Source organism: Bradyrhizobium ivorense (assembly GCF_900696085.1).
In the GTDB taxonomy this organism is placed as follows: domain Bacteria; phylum Pseudomonadota; class Alphaproteobacteria; order Rhizobiales; family Xanthobacteraceae; genus Bradyrhizobium; species Bradyrhizobium ivorense.
In genome coordinates this window covers 1-15,609 of record NZ_CAADFC020000012.1, presented here as the reverse complement: position 1 = coordinate 15,609, position 15,609 = coordinate 1, and the positions used below count along the sequence as shown (strand labels likewise).

Genomic DNA, 15,609 nt, shown 5'->3' with positions numbered 1-15,609 from the left:
ATGGGATCGGAACGGAGCTCTGGGTTCTTGTCCCGAGGCGTTTTCGCTACGCGAAGCGGCATCCGCTTCGCTGGCAAACGCGCTCGCCGCCGCGCGCGCTCGAGGCGCGAAAACTGCTCTGCTCCGGATTCTTGCGGGTAGACAGGATGGGCCGCGAACGCGTCTATAGGTGGCAGACGCCAGCGTCCGCTTCTGCGGCGAGCAGAGCGGTCACGCCGGCAGCTCCCAAAAGGAGTGCGGCCTCGAGAGGGAGACCAGCGCGGTACCAAACCCCAATCGAGGCCGCGTGCGCCGATCGGCGGATCGTGCGCGGCATCATCTTCGCGTGATCATCCGGTACGATATTGAGACGCGGCAATGGCGCGACTCGAAATTTTCGATGTCGGAATTGGGACGCTGAGTGAGGCCGGATTCACTCACCGGCATAGCTAGTGTTTCGGCTCCCGTAGAACTACGGGACGGCGCAAAGAATGGGATGAATCGGCATCGCGCTCTAGCGTCGTCGCCCACGCTCCTCGCGCTTTGAGGCTGCAAGGCCGCTTCGCATCTTCCGAATCATGCTTTAGCCGCCGCTTTTCTCCATCTGGTCGTAGACCGACTGCGCGACCTGGGTCAGGCGGTTACGGTCGCTGCCGCCCGAGACAACATAGGCGACGCCGCGATCGGCCCAGAACAGCGCGCCATCGCCGCCCTGGACGGCGTAGCGCATCTGGGTCGCCTCGGTCTTCGCTTTCGCCGTATAGACCGTGAAGCGCTCACCGGACGCGCCCTCATACATCAGGAACGACGCCGGACCGCTCGGTCCGGGCAGCAGCCGCCCGCCGACCAGCTTGAGCCCGGCGAGCTCCGGCGCGCGGACGGCCCAGCCGCAGCGCTTGGTCAGCCAGGCCTGCAGATGGTCGCGCTCGCTGCCGGGCACCTCGACCGGATGGCGCACCTCGACCACATACAGCCGGTGCGCGTCGAGCGCATCGACCGTAAAGCTCTGGAAGGTCGACGGCGCCGCCGCGGCGCCGCGCGCCACCCAGCCGATGCCGCCGCCGGCGATGAAGGCGGCGAGCGTCGCCGCCACCGCGCCATAGATCCAGCGCCGCGGCTGGCGCTCCAGCCGTTCCAGCTCGAGCCGCTTCGGCACCGCCTCGTCCAGCACGCCGTCGTAGCGCGCATGCAGCGCGTCGGCCATCGCGCGCCAGGAGTGGACCCGTGCCGCTTCGTCGGGATGCGCCGCGAGCCAGGCCTCGACATCGCCGCGGCGTTCGGCCGGCAGCTCGTTGTCGACGTAGGCGTGCAGCTCGTCTTCGGTGACGGGGATATTCGGCTCGGTCATATCAGTTGTCTCTGTCAAATCCTGTTCGAAAAACACCCATGCACAACGCCGTCGTCACGCACTCTGTCATCATTTCACCCGCCGCAGCGCCGGGCGCTCGCCGTCCAGCACCGCCCTGACATGGGCGCGGGCGCGGGCGAGGCGCGACATCACGGTACCGATCGGCACGCCCTGGATATCGGCGACCTCGCGGTAGCTCATGCCCTCCAGCATCACCAAGAGCAGCACCGAGCGCTGCTCCTCGACCAGCGTCGACAGCGCGCGCTCGATGTCGCGCCCCTCGGCCTCGGTGCCGCTGGCGTCGGCGTTGTTGTCGAGCAGCGGCATCAATGGCGGCCGCCGCGCCAGCGAGCGGCGGCGGTTCTTGTTCAAATTGGTCAGGATCGTGTAGAGCCAGCTCCTGATGTCGCCGCCGAGGAACAGCCGCTCCGAGCGTAGCGCCCGCACCAGCGTATCCTGCACCAGATCGTCCGCAATATCGCCGTCACGCGTCAGCGCGCGCGCGTAGCGGCGGAGCGCCGGAATCATGGCCTCGATGCTTTGGCGAAACGCGGTCATGTATTCCAGTCTTCGCTTATCTCGGCGGCAACCGCCTTATCCAACATAACACCCAAATTGCGTGCCTATTCCGGCAGCGCCGTCTTGCGCGCATGGCACCGTCGCCGCGACCGATTTGGGCTGTACCCGGCCGGAGTGCTGGTGTACCTCGACCCCCGCAAGCAGCGAATACGTAATGCCAATGCCGACGATCTACTACATCCGCCACGGCGAGACGTCATGGAATGCAGAGGGCCGGCTGCAGGGCGTGCAGGATATCGCGCTCAACGAGCTCGGCCGCCGGCAGGCAGCGCATGCCGGGCGCGTCCTCGCCGATCTGCTCGCGCGCGACGGACGCGACAAGGCGCGGCTCGTGTTCGTCGCAAGCCCGCTGATCCGGGCGCGCGCCACCATGGAGCTGGTGCGCGGCGAGCTTGACCTGCCGCCGGGCGACTACGCGCTCGACAGCCGGCTGCGCGAGATCGGCTATGGCGCGTGGGAGGGCTCGACGCTGGCGCAGGCGCAAGCCGCCGAGCCCGCGCTCTATGCCCGCCGCCAGGCCGACAAGTGGACGGTGTCGGCGCCGGGTGGCGAAAGCTATGTCGAGGTGCAGGCGCGGATGACCGATTGGCACCGCTCGGTCACGGCGGACACGGTCACTGTGGCCCATGGCGGCACCGCGCGGGCGCTGATGGTCGCGCTCGGCCACGAGACCCCGGTCAGCGCCGCGGACCTCTTCATCGAGCAGGGCGCGGTGTATGTGTTCGGCGAGTTGGGCCTGCGGAAATATAGTTAAGGGACGCGCAACTCCCTCCCTCGCATGCGACAGTCTGCCGTCGCAGGGAGGCGCACTGGCAATATGCGCAAAACAACCCCATGCAAAGTAGCCGGTGGCTGCCCGTCGACCGACACGGCACGACCGACACAGTGACTTGACACGTCGGGCAACTCAGCGGTATTCTTCCATTATTCCGAAAACCGCAGGCGCGGCTCGTCCCCCGGGGCCCGGGCATGACGAACCTGTTTGACGCTGCTGACCCCGCGCGTTACCACACAGCCATGTCCTTCAACACCTTCGGCCATATGTTCCGCGTCACGACCTTCGGCGAGAGCCATGGGGTCGCGATCGGCTGCGTCATCGACGGCTGCCCGCCGCTGATCCCGCTGACGGCGGAGGAGATCCAGCACGACCTCGACCGCCGCCGGCCCGGCCAGTCGCGCTTCACCACCCAGCGCCAGGAGCCGGATGCGGTCAAGATCCTGTCCGGTGTGATGGCGCATCCGGAAACCGGCGTGCAGGTGACGACCGGCACGCCGATCGCGCTTCTGATCGAGAACACCGACCAGCGCTCGAAGGATTATTCGGAGATCAAGGACAAGTTCCGCCCCGGCCATGCCGACTTCACCTATGAGGCAAAATACGGCCTGCGCGATTATCGCGGCGGCGGCCGCTCCTCGGCGCGCGAGACCGCAACCCGCGTCGCGGCCGGCGCGGTGGCGCGCAAAATTTTGCCGGACGTGAAGGTGCGCGGCGCGCTGGTGCAGATGGGCCCGCACAAGATCGACCGCGACAAATGGGACTGGGACGAGATCGCCAACAACCCGTTCTTCTGCCCCGACAAGGACAAGGCGGCGTTCTTCGAGAGCTATCTCGACGGCATCAGGAAGAGCGGCTCCTCGATCGGCGCGGTGATCGAGGTGGTCGCCGAGGGCGTGCCGGCCGGGCTCGGCGCGCCGATCTACGCCAAGCTCGACAGCGACCTGGCCTCCGCGATGATGAGCATCAATGCGGTGAAGGGCGTCGAGATCGGCGCGGGCTTCGGCGCCGCCGAGCTCTCGGGCGAACAGAATGCCGACGAGATGCGCACCGGCAACAACGGCACCCGTTTCCTGTCCAACAATGCCGGCGGCATTCTGGGCGGCATCTCGACCGGGCAGCCGGTGGTGGTGCGCTTCGCGGTCAAGCCGACCTCCTCGATCTTGACGCCGCGGCGGACCGTGGACCGCAAGGGCGCCGACACCGACATCCTGACCAAGGGCCGCCACGACCCCTGCGTCGGCATCCGCGCCGTGCCGGTCGGCGAGGCGATGATGGCCTGCGTGCTGGCCGATCATTTTCTGCGCGATCGCGGGCAGATCGGGCGCTGAACACTATATAGTGATGGTCGCCAGATCAGGTGCGCGCCTGGGGGACTGCCATGGACATGTCGGCACTGCGGGAGATCAACGAGTGGATGATCGATGGCGCGCGGTCGGCGCCGACCCCGGCGCAGATGATGGCGGAATCGTGCGAACGCGCGGTCCGGGCCGGCTTGCCGCTGTGGCGTGTCGGCGTGTTCGTGCGCACGCTGCATCCCGAGATCTACGGCCGGCATTTCTTCTGGAAACCCGGTGGCGAGGTCGAAGTCGGCTCCGTCGCTCACGATATCCTGGACTCGCCGGAGTTCGCTGTCAGCCCGCTTTCGATCGTGTTCAAGCAGGGAGTGGAAGTGAGGGCGCGGCTCGATGATCCCGCCAGCACGCGCTTTCCGATCGTCCAGGATTTGCAGGCCGAAGGCGTCACCGACTATATCGCCCTGCCGCTGATCAACACCGATGGGCCCCCCAATGCCTCGAGTTGGACCACCAAGCAGCCGGGTGGCTTCACCGAGGAGCAGTTGAACGCGATCCGATCGATCACCGTGCCGCTGGCGCGCTACATCGAGATCGTCACCCTGCGCCGCACCGCGACGTTGCTGCTCGACACCTATGTCGGCAACCGGGCCGGCGAACGCATCCTGGGCGGCCAGATCAGGCGCGGCCATGCCGATACGATGGATGCGGCGATCTGGCTGTCCGACCTGCGCGGCTTCACCGCGTTGTCGGACCGCCTGCCGGCCGAGACGGTGGTGGAGATCCTCAATCTCTATTTCGATTGTCAGGTGGCGGCGATCCGCGACCAGGGCGGCGAAGTGCTGAAGTTCATGGGCGACGGGCTGCTCGCGGTGTTTCCGGTCGACGAATATGTCGGCGACGAGGCCCAGGTGTGCTCGCGGGTGCTGGAGGCGGCGCGCGCATCCCGCGCCGGCGTCGCAGCGCTGCAGTTTCCCAATGGCGAGGCCGTCGAACGCTTCCGCTTCGGCGTCGCGCTGCATCTCGGGCGCGTGCTCTACGGCAATATCGGCGGCGGCAACCGGCTCGACTTCACCTGCATCGGGCCCGCGGTCAATCTCGCCGCGCGGCTGGAGAAGATCGCGGGCAAGCTCGGCCGTACGGTCGTCGCCTCCGAACGCTTCGCCGGCATCTGCGAGGGTGGCTGGAGCGATCTCGGCGAATTTCCGATCGCCGGATTCGCCAAGGCCGAGCGGGTCTACGGCCTGCACGACGAGGCGTCGCGCGCCGCTGCCGGCTAGGTGGTGTGGACACTTACCGCAGCCAGAGAATGATGGCTGCGAGGGTGACGACCGCCCGATAATTTCGAGCGGTCTTTTCGAAGCGGGTTGCGACGCGGCGGAATTGCTTGAGCTTTGAGAAGCAGCATTCGACGAGGTGGCGCTGGGCATAGAGATACTTGTCGAGCGGATGCTTGAGCGCTCGTGACGGGTTGTTGGGGATGACGGCGAGCGCCCCTTTGGCTGCGATGGCTTGGCGCAAGTGATCGGCGTCATAGGCCGTGTCGCCCATGACCACCTCGGCAGGCAACCCCTCGATCAATTCGGCAGCTTGCGGTGCATCGCCCTTCTGACCCGCGGTGATCGTGAACCGTACGGGACATCCCAAGCCGCGAACGGCCATATGTATCTTGGTGCTCAGGCCGCCGCGCGAACGGCCAATTGCCTGATCTTCAGACCCCCTTTTTTGGCCCCGGCAGCATGCTGATGGGCTCGGACGATGGTGGAATCGACGATCAAATATTCGAAGTCGGGGTCATCGGACATCGCCTCGAAGATGCGGCACCAGACGCCTTTGGCGCTCCATCGACTGAAGCGCCGGAACACGCTGTTCCAGTCTCCGAACGCCTCCGGAAGATCACGCCAGGGAGCGCCCGTACGCACGATCCAAAGCACACCCTCCACGAACATCCGATTGTCGCGGCCGGTCGAGCCCTTCTGGTCAGGCCGGCCTATGATCAGCGGCGCCATCCGCTCCCACGCCGCGTCGCTCAACACCAGCCGATCCATCACACCCAAGACTGCCTCCCCAAAAGCAATCTTGAATCTGATTTGCCCCTAAAAGGGAATCCCTAGAGTCCACACCACCTAGCGTTTCGCAAAGCCCGCCGCAAAATCGCACTTTCGCAGCTCCGCGAACGGAACTAGCCTTCTCGCAAGTCTCATGCAGAGCGAGGAGGGCGCGATGTTGGATCGACGGCGGGTGGTTGCAGGCATCGGTGCGGCGGCACTTGCGAGCCTGGTTCCGGGTCGGCTGCGGGCGGCAGCGATCAAGCCGGACGATGCCTCGGCGCTGCTGGTGATCGACGTCCAGAACTGCTTCCTGCCCGGCGGCAGCCTCGCGGTGAAGGATGGCGAGCAGGTGGTGCCGATCATCAACAGGATCGCCAAGAGCTTTGCCAATGTGGTGATCACGCAGGACTGGCACACGCCCGGGCACATCTCGTTTGCCTCGGTCCATTCCGGCAAGAAGCCGTTCGAGACCATCGACCTCGCCTATGGCAAGCAGGTGCTGTGGCCCGACCACTGCGTGCAGGGCACTGACGGCGCCGCGCTGTCGAAGGATCTCGCGATCCCGCAGGCCGAGCTGATCATCCGCAAGGGCTTTCACAAGGACGTCGACAGCTACTCCGCCTTCACCGAGGCCGATGGTAAGACCACCACGGGCCTCGCCGCCTACCTGAAGGCGCGCAAGGTCAAGCGCGTCTTCGTGGCCGGGCTCGCCACCGATTTCTGCGTGGCCTGGACCGCGCTCGATGCCCGCAAGGCCGGCTTCGAGACCTCGGTGGTGGAGGACGCCTGCCGCGGCATCGACACTCAGGGCTCGCTCGCCAAGGCTTGGGCCGACATGGCCAAGGCCGGGGTCAAGCGCATCCAGTCGTCGGATATTGCCTAGGGCGCGCTGCGCATGGCCGAATCCGCGGCACCGTTCGCCTTCGAGTTCGTGCAACGCGCGCGGTCGCCGCAACAGGCCGGCACGATCATCGCCATGACCGGCTATCGTGAGACGGCGGGCGGCCGGTTCGCCCAGCGCCAGACCGCGCCGCTGATCGTTCCGCTGATCATCAGCTTCGGCACGCCGTTCCTGATCGCGCTCGGACGCGAGCCCGAGGCATCGGACCGTCAGCTCAGCTTCGCCGCCGGGCTTTATCCGGGACCGGTCTACATCGAGTCCGATGGCGGGGCCGCCTGTGTGCAGGTGGATTTCACCCCGCTCGGTGCCTATCGCGTGTTCGGCGGTGCCGTCACCGAGCTCGCCGGGCGCATGGTCGCGATCGCCGACGTGCTCGGCCATGACGGCCATCGGCTGCGCGAGCGGCTTGGCGCCGCACCATCGTGGCAGCGCCGCTTCGACCTGATCGAGGACTTCGTGCTCCGCCGCATCGGCCGGCCGCCCTCGCCCGAGATCGTGTTCGCCTACCGCAGGCTGGCGCAGACCGGCGGCGCCGCCCGCATCACGGCGCTGGCCGGCGAGATCGGCTGGAGCCGCAAGCACCTCGTCGACCGGTTCCGGTCCGAGCTCGGCCTGCCGCCCAAGGCGCTGGCGCGCCTGATGCGCTTTCACCGGGCGAGCCGGCTGGCGCAGAGTGGCGCAGCTGGCGGATGGGCAGGAATCGCGGCCGAAACCGGCTATGCCGACCAGGCCCATCTTGCCCGCGAATTCGTCGAATTTGCCGGGGAACCGCCGACCGCCTGGGCGCGCCGCCTGGCGCTGACCGACAGCCGGCTGGTGCGCGTCGAGGATGAACTGGCGGACTGGTAACAAACCTTCAAGCCGATGCCGCGTTGGCCTGCGCATAGTGGCGACATCAGGCGATCAGCAACGAGGCCAACGACCATGACCAACGAAATCGAACCACCGCGCATCTACCCGACGCTCCGCTGCAGGGATGCCGAGGCGATGATCGACTGGCTCAAGACCGTGCTCGGCTTCACCGAGCACGTCGTCTATCGCGACGCTGGCGTGATCCACCATGCCGAGCTCGCCTATGGCTCATCGATGTTGATGCTCGGCCAGAGCCGCGACGACGCCTACGGCAAGCTGGTTGGCGACATCGAGGGCCGCCGCACCGATTCGATCTATATCGCCGTCACCGATCCCGATGCGCTGCATGCCAAGGTCAAGGCCGCGGGCGCGAAGATCGAGATGGAGTTGCGCAACACCGACTACGGCAGCCGCGATTTCGCCTGCCGCGATCCGGAAGGAAATCTCTGGAGCTTCGGCACCTATTGGCCGAAGGCGCACGAGAAGCCGCTGGCTTGACGCCAGCGGGCTCGGGAACGATCAGGCGGTGAAGTCGGTGGCCGGGGCGGCCTTGGCGCCGCCCTTGGAGACGCCGACCAGCGCCGGGCGCAGCACGCGCTCGCCGATCATGTAGCCGGCCTGCATCACCTGCACCACGGTGCCCGACGGCACCGACGCATCCGGCACTTCGAACATCGCCTGCTGGAAATTCGGATCGAATTTTTCGCCGATCGGATCGAACTTCTTGACGCCGTTCTTCTCCAGCGCGTTGAGCAGCGAGCGCTCGGTCAGCTCGACGCCTTCGATCAGCGCCTTCAGCCCGGGATCGGCGGCTTCCTTGGCCTCCGCCGGCACCGCGTCGAGCGCGCGCTGCAGATTGTCGGCGATCTCCAGCACGTCGCGGGCGAAGCCGGTGATGCCATAAGTCTTGGCGTCAGCGACCTCGCGGCGGGTGCGTTGCCGGAGATTCTCCATCTCGGCCAGCGTGCGCAGCGTCCGGTCGCGCGCCTCGGCCAGTTCCTTGGCCAGCGCCTCCGCCGATCCCACCTCGGGCTCGTCAGGCATGACGTAGGGCTTCGAGACCACGGGCTCACCCGTCGGCGCCGAATTCTCGGTGTTGTCGTTGGCCCGGTTCGGATCGGTCATGGCGTGCCTTCTCGAAAACTCGCGTCGGTTCAAATCTTGGGGATTGTTGGCCGGGATATCGTGCTTTGGGCGATGAAAATCAAGCGCTAGATGGGGTTTGGAACGCGGCCCGCCCCGGCATGGTTTCCACCTCCCATGGAGGAACCGGGTCAAATTGAGCGAAGTTCGACCCGGTCAGCCGCCCAAAATCTTGCTGACGACCCGCGCGGCGTAGTCGACCGTCGGGATCACTCTGGCGTAGTTCAGCCGGGTCGGACCGATCACACCGAGCACGCCGACGATCCGGCCGTGGGCATCGCTGTAGGGCGCGATGATGGTCGAGGAACCCGACAGCGAGAACAGCTTGTTCTCCGAGCCGATGAAGATCCGCACCCCCTCGCCGCGTTCGGCGCGGCCGAGCAGATCGATCACGCCGCGCTTGGTCTCGAGGTCGTCGAACAGCGACTTGATGCGCTCGAGATCGTCGAGCGCATGCAGGTCCTCCAGCAAATTGGCGTGGCCGCGCACGATCAGCTGGCGATCCTCGCTCTCGCCGCCGGACCAGCTCGCGATCCCCGCCGCGATGACCTTTTGCGTCAACTGATCGAGCTCGGCGCGGCTCTGCGTCAACGCCGTCTCGAGCTCGAGGCGGACCTCGGCCAGGGTCCGGCCGCGGAGCCGCGTATTGAGGAAATTGGTCGCCTCCGTCAGCGCCGAGGAGGGAACCCCCGGCGGCAGCGCCAGCACGCGATTTTCGACGCTGCCGTCCTCGCCGACCAGCACCACCAGCGCCTTCTCCGGCTCCAGCCGCACGAATTCGATGTGCTTCAGCCGCGCATTCGCCTTGGGTGTCAGCACCACCGCCGCGGCGCGGGTCAGCCCCGACAGCCGGGTCAGCGCCTCGCCGAGCGCGGCCTCGACGGTTTGCGCGCGGCCGACGGAGGCAAGCTGGGTCTGGATCGACTGCCGCTCGTCCTCGGTGAGGTCGCCGACCTGCATCAGGGCATCGACGAAGAAGCGCAGGCCGAGCTCGGTCGGCAGCCGGCCGGCCGAGGTGTGCGGCGCGTAGATCAGCCCGAGCTGCTCGAGGTCCGACATCACATTGCGGACCGAGGCCGGCGACAACGGTAATGCGATCAGGCGCGAGATGTTGCGCGAACCGACCGGTTCGCCGGTCGCAAGGTAGCTTTCGACGATTTGACGAAAAATATCGCGCGAGCGCTCGTTGAGCTGGGCCAGCCCCGCATAGGGCGTGATCAGGCCGATCGGATCATGCTGAGCCACACTCCACTCCTTGGTAACAACCCCTAATTTGTAGCTCCGGCGCCCCGGTGACAAGCACGCATTCGGCCTCCCGATACCGGGCCGAAAACCCTTGCCGCTGCCCGTTCCCCCTCCTACAAGCACCGCCAGCCATCTCACGGATTTTCGGAGGATTTCCAATGCGGCCAAGCCGCCGTGCGCCCGATGAACTGCGTCCCGTCACACTGGAACGCGGCGTCGTCAAATATGCCGAGGGTTCCTGCATGGTGAAGTTCGGCGACACCCATGTGCTGGTGACCGCCACGCTCGAGGAGCGCCTGCCGCCATGGCTGAAGGGCCAGGGCCGCGGCTGGGTCACCGCCGAATACGGCATGCTGCCCCGCGCCACGCTGGAACGCACCCGCCGCGAGGCCTCCGCCGGCAAGCAGGGCGGCCGCACCGTCGAGATCCAGCGCCTGATCGGCCGCTCGCTGCGTGCCGCCGTCGATCTCGACGCGCTCGGCGAACGCCAGATCACGGTCGACTGCGACGTGATCCAGGCCGATGGCGGCACCCGCACCGCCTCGATCACTGGTGCCTGGGTGGCGCTGGCCGACTGCATCAACTGGATGAAGACCCGCAACATGATCAAGGCCAACGTGTTGCGCGACAACGTGGCGGCGATCTCCTGCGGCATCTACCAGGGCACGCCGGTGCTCGATCTCGATTATGCCGAGGATTCGGAAGCCGAGACCGACGCCAATTTCGTCATGACCGGCGACGGCCGCATCATCGAGGTGCAGGGCACCGCGGAAAAGACGCCGTTTACGCAGGACGAATTCCTGGCGCTGATGGCGCTGGCGCGCAAAGGTGTCGCGCGTCTGGTCGACTTGCAAAAGATCGCGGTGGCGTAGACACATTGGTCATGCACCGCCGAATCACCGGTAAGCTCGTCATCGCCACCCATAATCCCGGCAAGCTTGCCGAGATGCGGGAACTGCTGGCGCCGCACGGCGTCGAGGCGGTGTCGGCCGGCGAGCTCGGTCTCGGCGAGCCCGAGGAGACCGGCGGCAGCTTTCGCGCCAATGCGGCGATCAAGGCGATTGCCGCGGCGAAGGCGACCGGATTGCCGGCCTTCGCCGATGATTCCGGCCTTGTGGTCGATGCGCTCGGCGGCGCGCCCGGCATTCACTCCGCGCGCTGGGCCGGTGAGGGCAAGGACTTCATGGCGGCGATGACGCGGATCGAGCGCCTGCTGAAGGAGCGCGGCGCCACCAGCCCGGACAAGCGCAAGGCGCATTTCGTCTCGGCGCTGTGCGTGGCCTGGCCGGACGATCATCTCGAAGAGGTTGAAGCCATCGTCGATGGAACCCTGGTCTGGCCGCCGCGCGGCACCGCCGGCTTCGGCTATGATCCGGCCTTCCTGCCCGACGGGCACACGCGTACCTTCGGCGAGATGAGCAGCATCGAGAAGCACGGCCTGCCGCCGCTCGGGCTCGGCCTGTCGCATCGCGCCCGTGCCTTCGTGAAGCTCGCGGAGATCTGCCTTGAGCCACGCTGAACGACCAGCTTTTGGCGTCTACGTGCACTGGCCGTTCTGCCTGTCGAAATGCCCGTATTGCGATTTCAACAGCCACGTCCGGCATGCGCCGATCGACGAGGACCGCTTCGTGCGCGCCTTCACCCGCGAGATCGAGACCACGGCCGCGCGCGTGCCGGGACGCGAGGTGTCGTCGATCTTCCTCGGCGGCGGCACGCCCTCGCTGATGCAGCCGAAGACCGTCGGCGGCGTGCTCGATGCGATCGGCAAATACTGGTCGGTCGCGCCAGATGTCGAGGTCACGCTCGAGGCCAATCCGACCAGTGTCGAGGCGACGCGGTTTCGCGGCTATCGTACCGCCGGCGTCAACCGCGTCTCGCTCGGCGTGCAGGCGCTGGACGATGCCTCGCTGAAAGCGCTCGGCCGTCTGCACACCGCGCGCGAGGCGCTCGACGCGGTGGCGATCGCGCGCTCTGCGTTCGACCGCTACTCGTTCGACCTGATCTACGCCCGCCCCGACCAGACGCCGCAAATGTGGGCCGGCGAACTGAAGCAGGCGATCTCGGAAGCCGCCGAGCATCTGTCGCTCTATCAGCTCACCATCGAGGAAGGCACGCCGTTCTTCGGGCTGCACGCCGCCGGCAAACTGAAGACGCCGGACGAGTCGACCTCACGCGCCCTCTACGACGTGACACAGGAGGTCTGCGCCCTTGAGGGATTGCCGGCCTACGAGATCTCCAACCACGCCCGCCCTGGCGCCGAGTGCCGGCACAATCTGGTCTACTGGCGCGGCGAGGAATATGCCGGCATTGGCCCCGGCGCGCATGGCCGGCTCGACATCGACGGCGTCAGGCACGCGACCGCCACCGACAAGCGTCCCGAGGCATGGCTATCGAAGGTCGAGGAACGCGGTCACGGCATCATGACCGATGACAGCCTCAACAGCGAAGAGCGCGCCGACGAATTCTTGCTGATGGGACTGCGGCTGGCCGAGGGCATCGACCCCAGGCGTTACGCTAAACTGTCCGGTCGCGAGCTCGATCCGCGCCGGATCGCGATGCTGCGCGAGGAAGGCGCGATCGACGTCGATGCCGACGGACGCCTGCGGGTGACGAAGTCGGGCTTCCCGGTGCTCGACGCCGTGGTCGCGGACCTCGCAGCGTAACCGTTGAGTAGCCAATCGGCAGGGATTTCGCTCCCTGCCCGCTGGGCTGTGGTATCGGTTCCCTCGCCTGTTCCGATTGCCCGTCGAGTTAACGATCATGAACGCGCCACCGATCCATGATCCCGAGCTTGACCGCCGCGTCAAAAGCGCCGGCGCGAGCAAGACCGTCTATGCGCTGGTCACGCCGGAGACCGAGGCGGCCAAGCAAATCATCCTCGGCAATGCGCTCGACGGGCCGGATGCCGCGCGGCGGCATCATCTCGAGCAGTTTCGCGACGCCTGGACCGGCAAGCAATTCGCCGCGCATGAGGCCTTCATCGAGCGCTGGATGACGTGGGCAGCACCGGTGACTGCGATCGACAGGAGCGGCTTTCCCTGGCGCTATCCGACCGCGGGCGGCAGCGAAGCGCTGTTTCACGTCATCGCCGCCTACGGCAATCGCGCGCGCAGCGAAAAATTCGATCCCGTGGTGCACGTCTTCGCCGGCGAGTATGAGGGCTACAAGGCCTACGCCGAGGCCTGCGGGATCGCCGTGGTCGAGCATGCCCGCGCCGACTGGCAGACGGTCGGCCGCACCCTTCCGGCCACCGCGCTGTTCTGCCTGAGCCAGCCGTCGGCGATCGACGGCAATGTCTGGCCGCAGGCCAACGACTTCCTTACCCTGCTCGCCGCGGCGAGCGATCAGCCCCGCGTGCTGCTCGACGTCACCTATGTCGGCTCCATTGCCGAGCCGCCCGCCGCGCGGATAGCGGCCGACAGTCCGGCGGTGCTGGCGCTGGCCTTCAGCCTGTCAAAGCCGTTCGGCGTCTACTACGACCGCATCGGCGGCGTGCTGAGCCGCAAGGCGATGCCGACCTTGTTCGGCAATCAATGGTTCAAGAACCTGACCTCGTTGCAGCTCGGCAGCGCGCTGCTCGAACGCCACGACGTGTTCGATCTGCCGCGGCGCTACCGGCCCACCCAGCGCGAGGCCGCGGAACAGATCGGCCGCCGCCTCGGCCTTGCCTTGACGCCGAGCGACGTCAGCGTGCTGGCGCTTGCGGTAGCGGACGCGACGACCGATCGCGCGCTTGCCGCGTTCCTGCGCCGGCCGGCCGGCGACATCGATGCACCATTGCGGCTGTGCCTGACGCCGGCGATGGCCGAGATGATCGGGACCGCCGGACCGATCGCAGTGTCGGGAGGCGCGCGTTGAAGAACCCGGTCATCCTGACCAGCCCGCAGGACGTTCACCGTCACGTCTTCGAGCTCTGGCGCAGTGCGCCGCTGCGCGCCTCGCACGCCGACGGCGGCTTCATTCACGACATCGTCGAGCAGTTCGCCAGCCTGCCGCGGCTGTTCTGCGACTCGACCGACGACCGGCTCGAACGCGCGCATTTTTGCTCGTGGTGGGGCGTCACGATGAACCGGACCTACGACAATCCGGCGATCGAGGACCTCTACCGCCTGCACGAGATGTTCCACGCGGCCTTCATGCCGTATTTCCCGGGCATCGGCTTCGACGCATTCCATCGCAAGATGGAGGACAACGAGCTGAAGGCCAGCGTCTGTTCGGAGATCCGGGTCTATTTCGAGCTGCCGCAGCTGCGCGAGATCGCCTTCCCGCATCCGATCTATGCCGACCGCTTCCTGACCGCCCCTGCGATGCAGACGCTGTGGCGCAAGAACAAGCCGGTCGCGATCGAGACGTTGCAGGAGGCGCGGCGCGACGTGATGTTCTCGAAGCCCGAGCACGAGATGGACCTGACCGAGCGCTGGATCCGGCGCTTCGCCCTGCAGAACCGTCAGTGGTCGACCTGCTGGTACGACCGCTATCTCGAAATCGAGAGCCACATGTTCGATTTCCAGATCCGCGCGCTGCAGGGCGATCGCTCCAGCGCGATCAAGGCGCATGCGGAATGGATCGAGACGCACGCCGCTGAAGATCCCGACGACCACATTCCCTATCGCCAGGAAGCCGCGCTGTTCGCCAACATCTACTGGAGCAACCGGCGCCGCTACGAGGCCGAATTCGCTGCCGCGACAAAGACCGGTTAGGTGGTGTGGACTCTAGGGATTCCCTTTTAGGGGCAAATCAGATTCAAGATTGCTTTTGGGGAGGCAGTCTTGGGTGTGATGGATCGGCTGGTGTTGAGCGACGCGGCGTGGGAGCGGATGGCGCCGCTGATCATAGGCCGGCCTGACCAGAAGGGCTCGACCGGCCGCGACAATCGGATGTTCGTGGAGGGTGTGCTTTGGATCGTGCGTACGGGCGCTCCCTGGCGTGATCTTCCGGAGGCGTTCGGAGACTGGAACAGCGTGTTCCGGCGCTTCAGTCGATGGAGCGCCAAAGGCGTCTGGTGCCGCATCTTCGAGGCGATGTCCGATGACCCCGACTTCGAATATTTGATCGTCGATTCCACCATCGTCCGAGCCCATCAGCATGCTGCCGGGGCCAAAAAAGGGGGTCTGAAGATCAGGCAATTGGCCGTTCGCGCGGCGGCCTGAGCACCAAGATACATATGGCCGTTCGCGGCTTGGGATGTCCCGTACGGTTCACGATCACCGCGGGTCAGAAGGGCGATGCACCGCAAGCTGCCGAATTGATCGAGGGGTTGCCTGCCGAGGTGGTCATGGGCGACACGGCCTATGACGCCGATCACTTGCGCCAAGCCATCGCAGCCAAAGGGGCGCTCGCCGTCATCCCCAACAACCCGTCACGAGCGCTCAAGCATCCGCTCGACAAGTATCTCTATGCCCAGCGCCACCTCGTCGAATGCTGCTTCTCAAAGCTCAAGC

The 15,609-nt window shown here is 66.4% G+C and carries 16 protein-coding genes and 1 pseudogene; 12 read left to right on the top strand and 5 right to left on the bottom strand.

Features of this window, described 5'->3' with window-relative positions; translation table 11 throughout:
• Positions 1-562 precede the first annotated feature (562 nt).
• Positions 563-1,327, bottom strand: coding sequence for an anti-sigma factor family protein (locus CI41S_RS16710; protein WP_139860515.1), 765 nt, complete (start codon positions 1,325-1,327; stop codon positions 563-565).
• A 69-nt stretch (positions 1,328-1,396) separates the two neighbouring features.
• Positions 1,397-1,885 carry a sigma-70 family RNA polymerase sigma factor gene (locus tag CI41S_RS16705; protein WP_139487421.1) on the bottom strand — a complete coding sequence of 163 codons (489 nt, stop codon included), beginning with the start codon at positions 1,883-1,885 and terminating at the stop codon, positions 1,397-1,399.
• A gap of 175 nt (positions 1,886-2,060) precedes the next feature.
• On the opposite strand from CI41S_RS16705, the gene CI41S_RS16700 reads away from it, so the two are divergent.
• From CI41S_RS16700 to CI41S_RS16690, 3 genes are all read left to right on the top strand, one after another.
• Positions 2,061-2,660, top strand: a complete 600-nt coding sequence (locus CI41S_RS16700; RefSeq protein WP_139487422.1) for a histidine phosphatase family protein — start codon at positions 2,061-2,063, stop codon at positions 2,658-2,660.
• 263 nt (positions 2,661-2,923) lie between these two features.
• A complete protein-coding gene (aroC, locus tag CI41S_RS16695; RefSeq protein ID WP_139860827.1) occupies positions 2,924-4,012 on the top strand; it encodes a chorismate synthase in 1,089 nt (362 codons plus the stop codon).
• Between the two features lie 50 nt (positions 4,013-4,062).
• Positions 4,063-5,256 carry an adenylate/guanylate cyclase domain-containing protein gene (locus tag CI41S_RS16690; RefSeq protein WP_139860513.1) on the top strand — a complete coding sequence of 398 codons (1,194 nt, stop codon included), beginning with the start codon at positions 4,063-4,065 and terminating at the stop codon, positions 5,254-5,256.
• Positions 5,257-5,269: 13 nt separating this feature from the next.
• On the opposite strand, the gene CI41S_RS16685 is transcribed toward CI41S_RS16690, so the two are convergent.
• Positions 5,270-6,033 (bottom strand): IS5 family transposase gene (locus CI41S_RS16685; RefSeq protein WP_139860511.1). Its coding sequence is split into 2 segments (ribosomal slippage): positions 5,270-5,695 and positions 5,698-6,033, totalling 762 coding nucleotides; the frame shifts between segments, so codons are not numbered across the junction.
• A 166-nt stretch (positions 6,034-6,199) separates the two neighbouring features.
• Between CI41S_RS16685 and pncA the strand changes: the two genes are divergently transcribed.
• The 3 genes from pncA to CI41S_RS16670 all read left to right on the top strand — a co-directional run bounded on the left by pncA (position 6,200) and on the right by CI41S_RS16670 (position 8,278).
• Positions 6,200-6,910 (top strand): bifunctional nicotinamidase/pyrazinamidase, encoded by a 711-nt coding sequence (pncA, locus tag CI41S_RS16680; RefSeq protein WP_139860509.1) that lies wholly within the window; start codon positions 6,200-6,202, stop codon positions 6,908-6,910.
• A 12-nt stretch (positions 6,911-6,922) separates the two neighbouring features.
• The gene (locus CI41S_RS16675; RefSeq protein WP_139860507.1) at positions 6,923-7,777 is read left to right on the top strand and encodes an AraC family transcriptional regulator; all 855 of its coding nucleotides are present in this window, start codon (positions 6,923-6,925) and stop codon (positions 7,775-7,777) included.
• A gap of 75 nt (positions 7,778-7,852) precedes the next feature.
• Positions 7,853-8,278 (top strand): VOC family protein, encoded by a 426-nt coding sequence (locus tag CI41S_RS16670; protein WP_139479614.1) that lies wholly within the window; start codon positions 7,853-7,855, stop codon positions 8,276-8,278.
• A gap of 21 nt (positions 8,279-8,299) precedes the next feature.
• Here CI41S_RS16670 and grpE read toward each other — a convergent pair whose 3' ends face one another.
• Positions 8,300-8,905: a nucleotide exchange factor GrpE gene (gene grpE / locus CI41S_RS16665; RefSeq protein WP_139479613.1), complete on the bottom strand. Its 606-nt coding sequence runs from the start codon at positions 8,903-8,905 to the stop codon at positions 8,300-8,302.
• A gap of 174 nt (positions 8,906-9,079) precedes the next feature.
• On the bottom strand, positions 9,080-10,168 hold the full coding sequence (gene hrcA, locus CI41S_RS16660) for a heat-inducible transcriptional repressor HrcA (RefSeq protein WP_139860504.1): 1,089 nt from the start codon (positions 10,166-10,168) through the stop codon (positions 9,080-9,082).
• A 158-nt stretch (positions 10,169-10,326) separates the two neighbouring features.
• On the opposite strand from hrcA, the gene rph reads away from it, so the two are divergent.
• From rph to CI41S_RS45360, 6 genes and pseudogenes are all read left to right on the top strand, one after another.
• The gene (gene rph / locus CI41S_RS16655; RefSeq protein WP_139479611.1) at positions 10,327-11,040 is read left to right on the top strand and encodes a ribonuclease PH; all 714 of its coding nucleotides are present in this window, start codon (positions 10,327-10,329) and stop codon (positions 11,038-11,040) included.
• A gap of 11 nt (positions 11,041-11,051) precedes the next feature.
• Positions 11,052-11,687: an RdgB/HAM1 family non-canonical purine NTP pyrophosphatase gene (rdgB, locus tag CI41S_RS16650; RefSeq protein ID WP_139860502.1), complete on the top strand. Its 636-nt coding sequence runs from the start codon at positions 11,052-11,054 to the stop codon at positions 11,685-11,687.
• Positions 11,674-12,831, top strand: a complete 1,158-nt coding sequence (gene hemW, locus CI41S_RS16645; protein ID WP_139860499.1) for a radical SAM family heme chaperone HemW — start codon at positions 11,674-11,676, stop codon at positions 12,829-12,831. The genes rdgB and hemW overlap by 14 nt, the downstream gene beginning before the upstream one ends.
• Before the next feature lie 97 nt (positions 12,832-12,928).
• The gene (locus CI41S_RS16640) at positions 12,929-14,026 is read left to right on the top strand and encodes an aminotransferase class I/II-fold pyridoxal phosphate-dependent enzyme (protein ID WP_139860497.1); all 1,098 of its coding nucleotides are present in this window, start codon (positions 12,929-12,931) and stop codon (positions 14,024-14,026) included.
• Positions 14,023-14,868: a hypothetical protein gene (locus tag CI41S_RS16635; RefSeq protein WP_139860495.1), complete on the top strand. Its 846-nt coding sequence runs from the start codon at positions 14,023-14,025 to the stop codon at positions 14,866-14,868. The genes CI41S_RS16640 and CI41S_RS16635 overlap by 4 nt, the downstream gene beginning before the upstream one ends.
• Positions 14,869-14,937: 69 nt before the next feature.
• Positions 14,938-15,609: pseudogene (locus CI41S_RS45360) on the top strand (IS5 family transposase); the annotation flags it as partial.

Coding starts and splice junctions, on each gene's coding strand:
- CI41S_RS16710 (WP_139860515.1), bottom strand. CDS start 1,327: ATGACCGAGCCGAATATCCCCGTCACCGAAGACGAGCTGCACGCCTAC.
- CI41S_RS16705 (WP_139487421.1), bottom strand. CDS start 1,885: ATGACCGCGTTTCGCCAAAGCATCGAGGCCATGATTCCGGCGCTCCGC.
- CI41S_RS16700 (WP_139487422.1), top strand. CDS start 2,061: ATGCCAATGCCGACGATCTACTACATCCGCCACGGCGAGACGTCATGG.
- aroC (WP_139860827.1), top strand. CDS start 2,924: ATGTCCTTCAACACCTTCGGCCATATGTTCCGCGTCACGACCTTCGGC.
- CI41S_RS16690 (WP_139860513.1), top strand. CDS start 4,063: ATGGACATGTCGGCACTGCGGGAGATCAACGAGTGGATGATCGATGGC.
- pncA (WP_139860509.1), top strand. CDS start 6,200: ATGTTGGATCGACGGCGGGTGGTTGCAGGCATCGGTGCGGCGGCACTT.
- CI41S_RS16675 (WP_139860507.1), top strand. CDS start 6,923: ATGGCCGAATCCGCGGCACCGTTCGCCTTCGAGTTCGTGCAACGCGCG.
- CI41S_RS16670 (WP_139479614.1), top strand. CDS start 7,853: ATGACCAACGAAATCGAACCACCGCGCATCTACCCGACGCTCCGCTGC.
- grpE (WP_139479613.1), bottom strand. CDS start 8,905: ATGACCGATCCGAACCGGGCCAACGACAACACCGAGAATTCGGCGCCG.
- rph (WP_139479611.1), top strand. CDS start 10,327: ATGCGGCCAAGCCGCCGTGCGCCCGATGAACTGCGTCCCGTCACACTG.
- rdgB (WP_139860502.1), top strand. CDS start 11,052: ATGCACCGCCGAATCACCGGTAAGCTCGTCATCGCCACCCATAATCCC.
- CI41S_RS16640 (WP_139860497.1), top strand. CDS start 12,929: ATGAACGCGCCACCGATCCATGATCCCGAGCTTGACCGCCGCGTCAAA.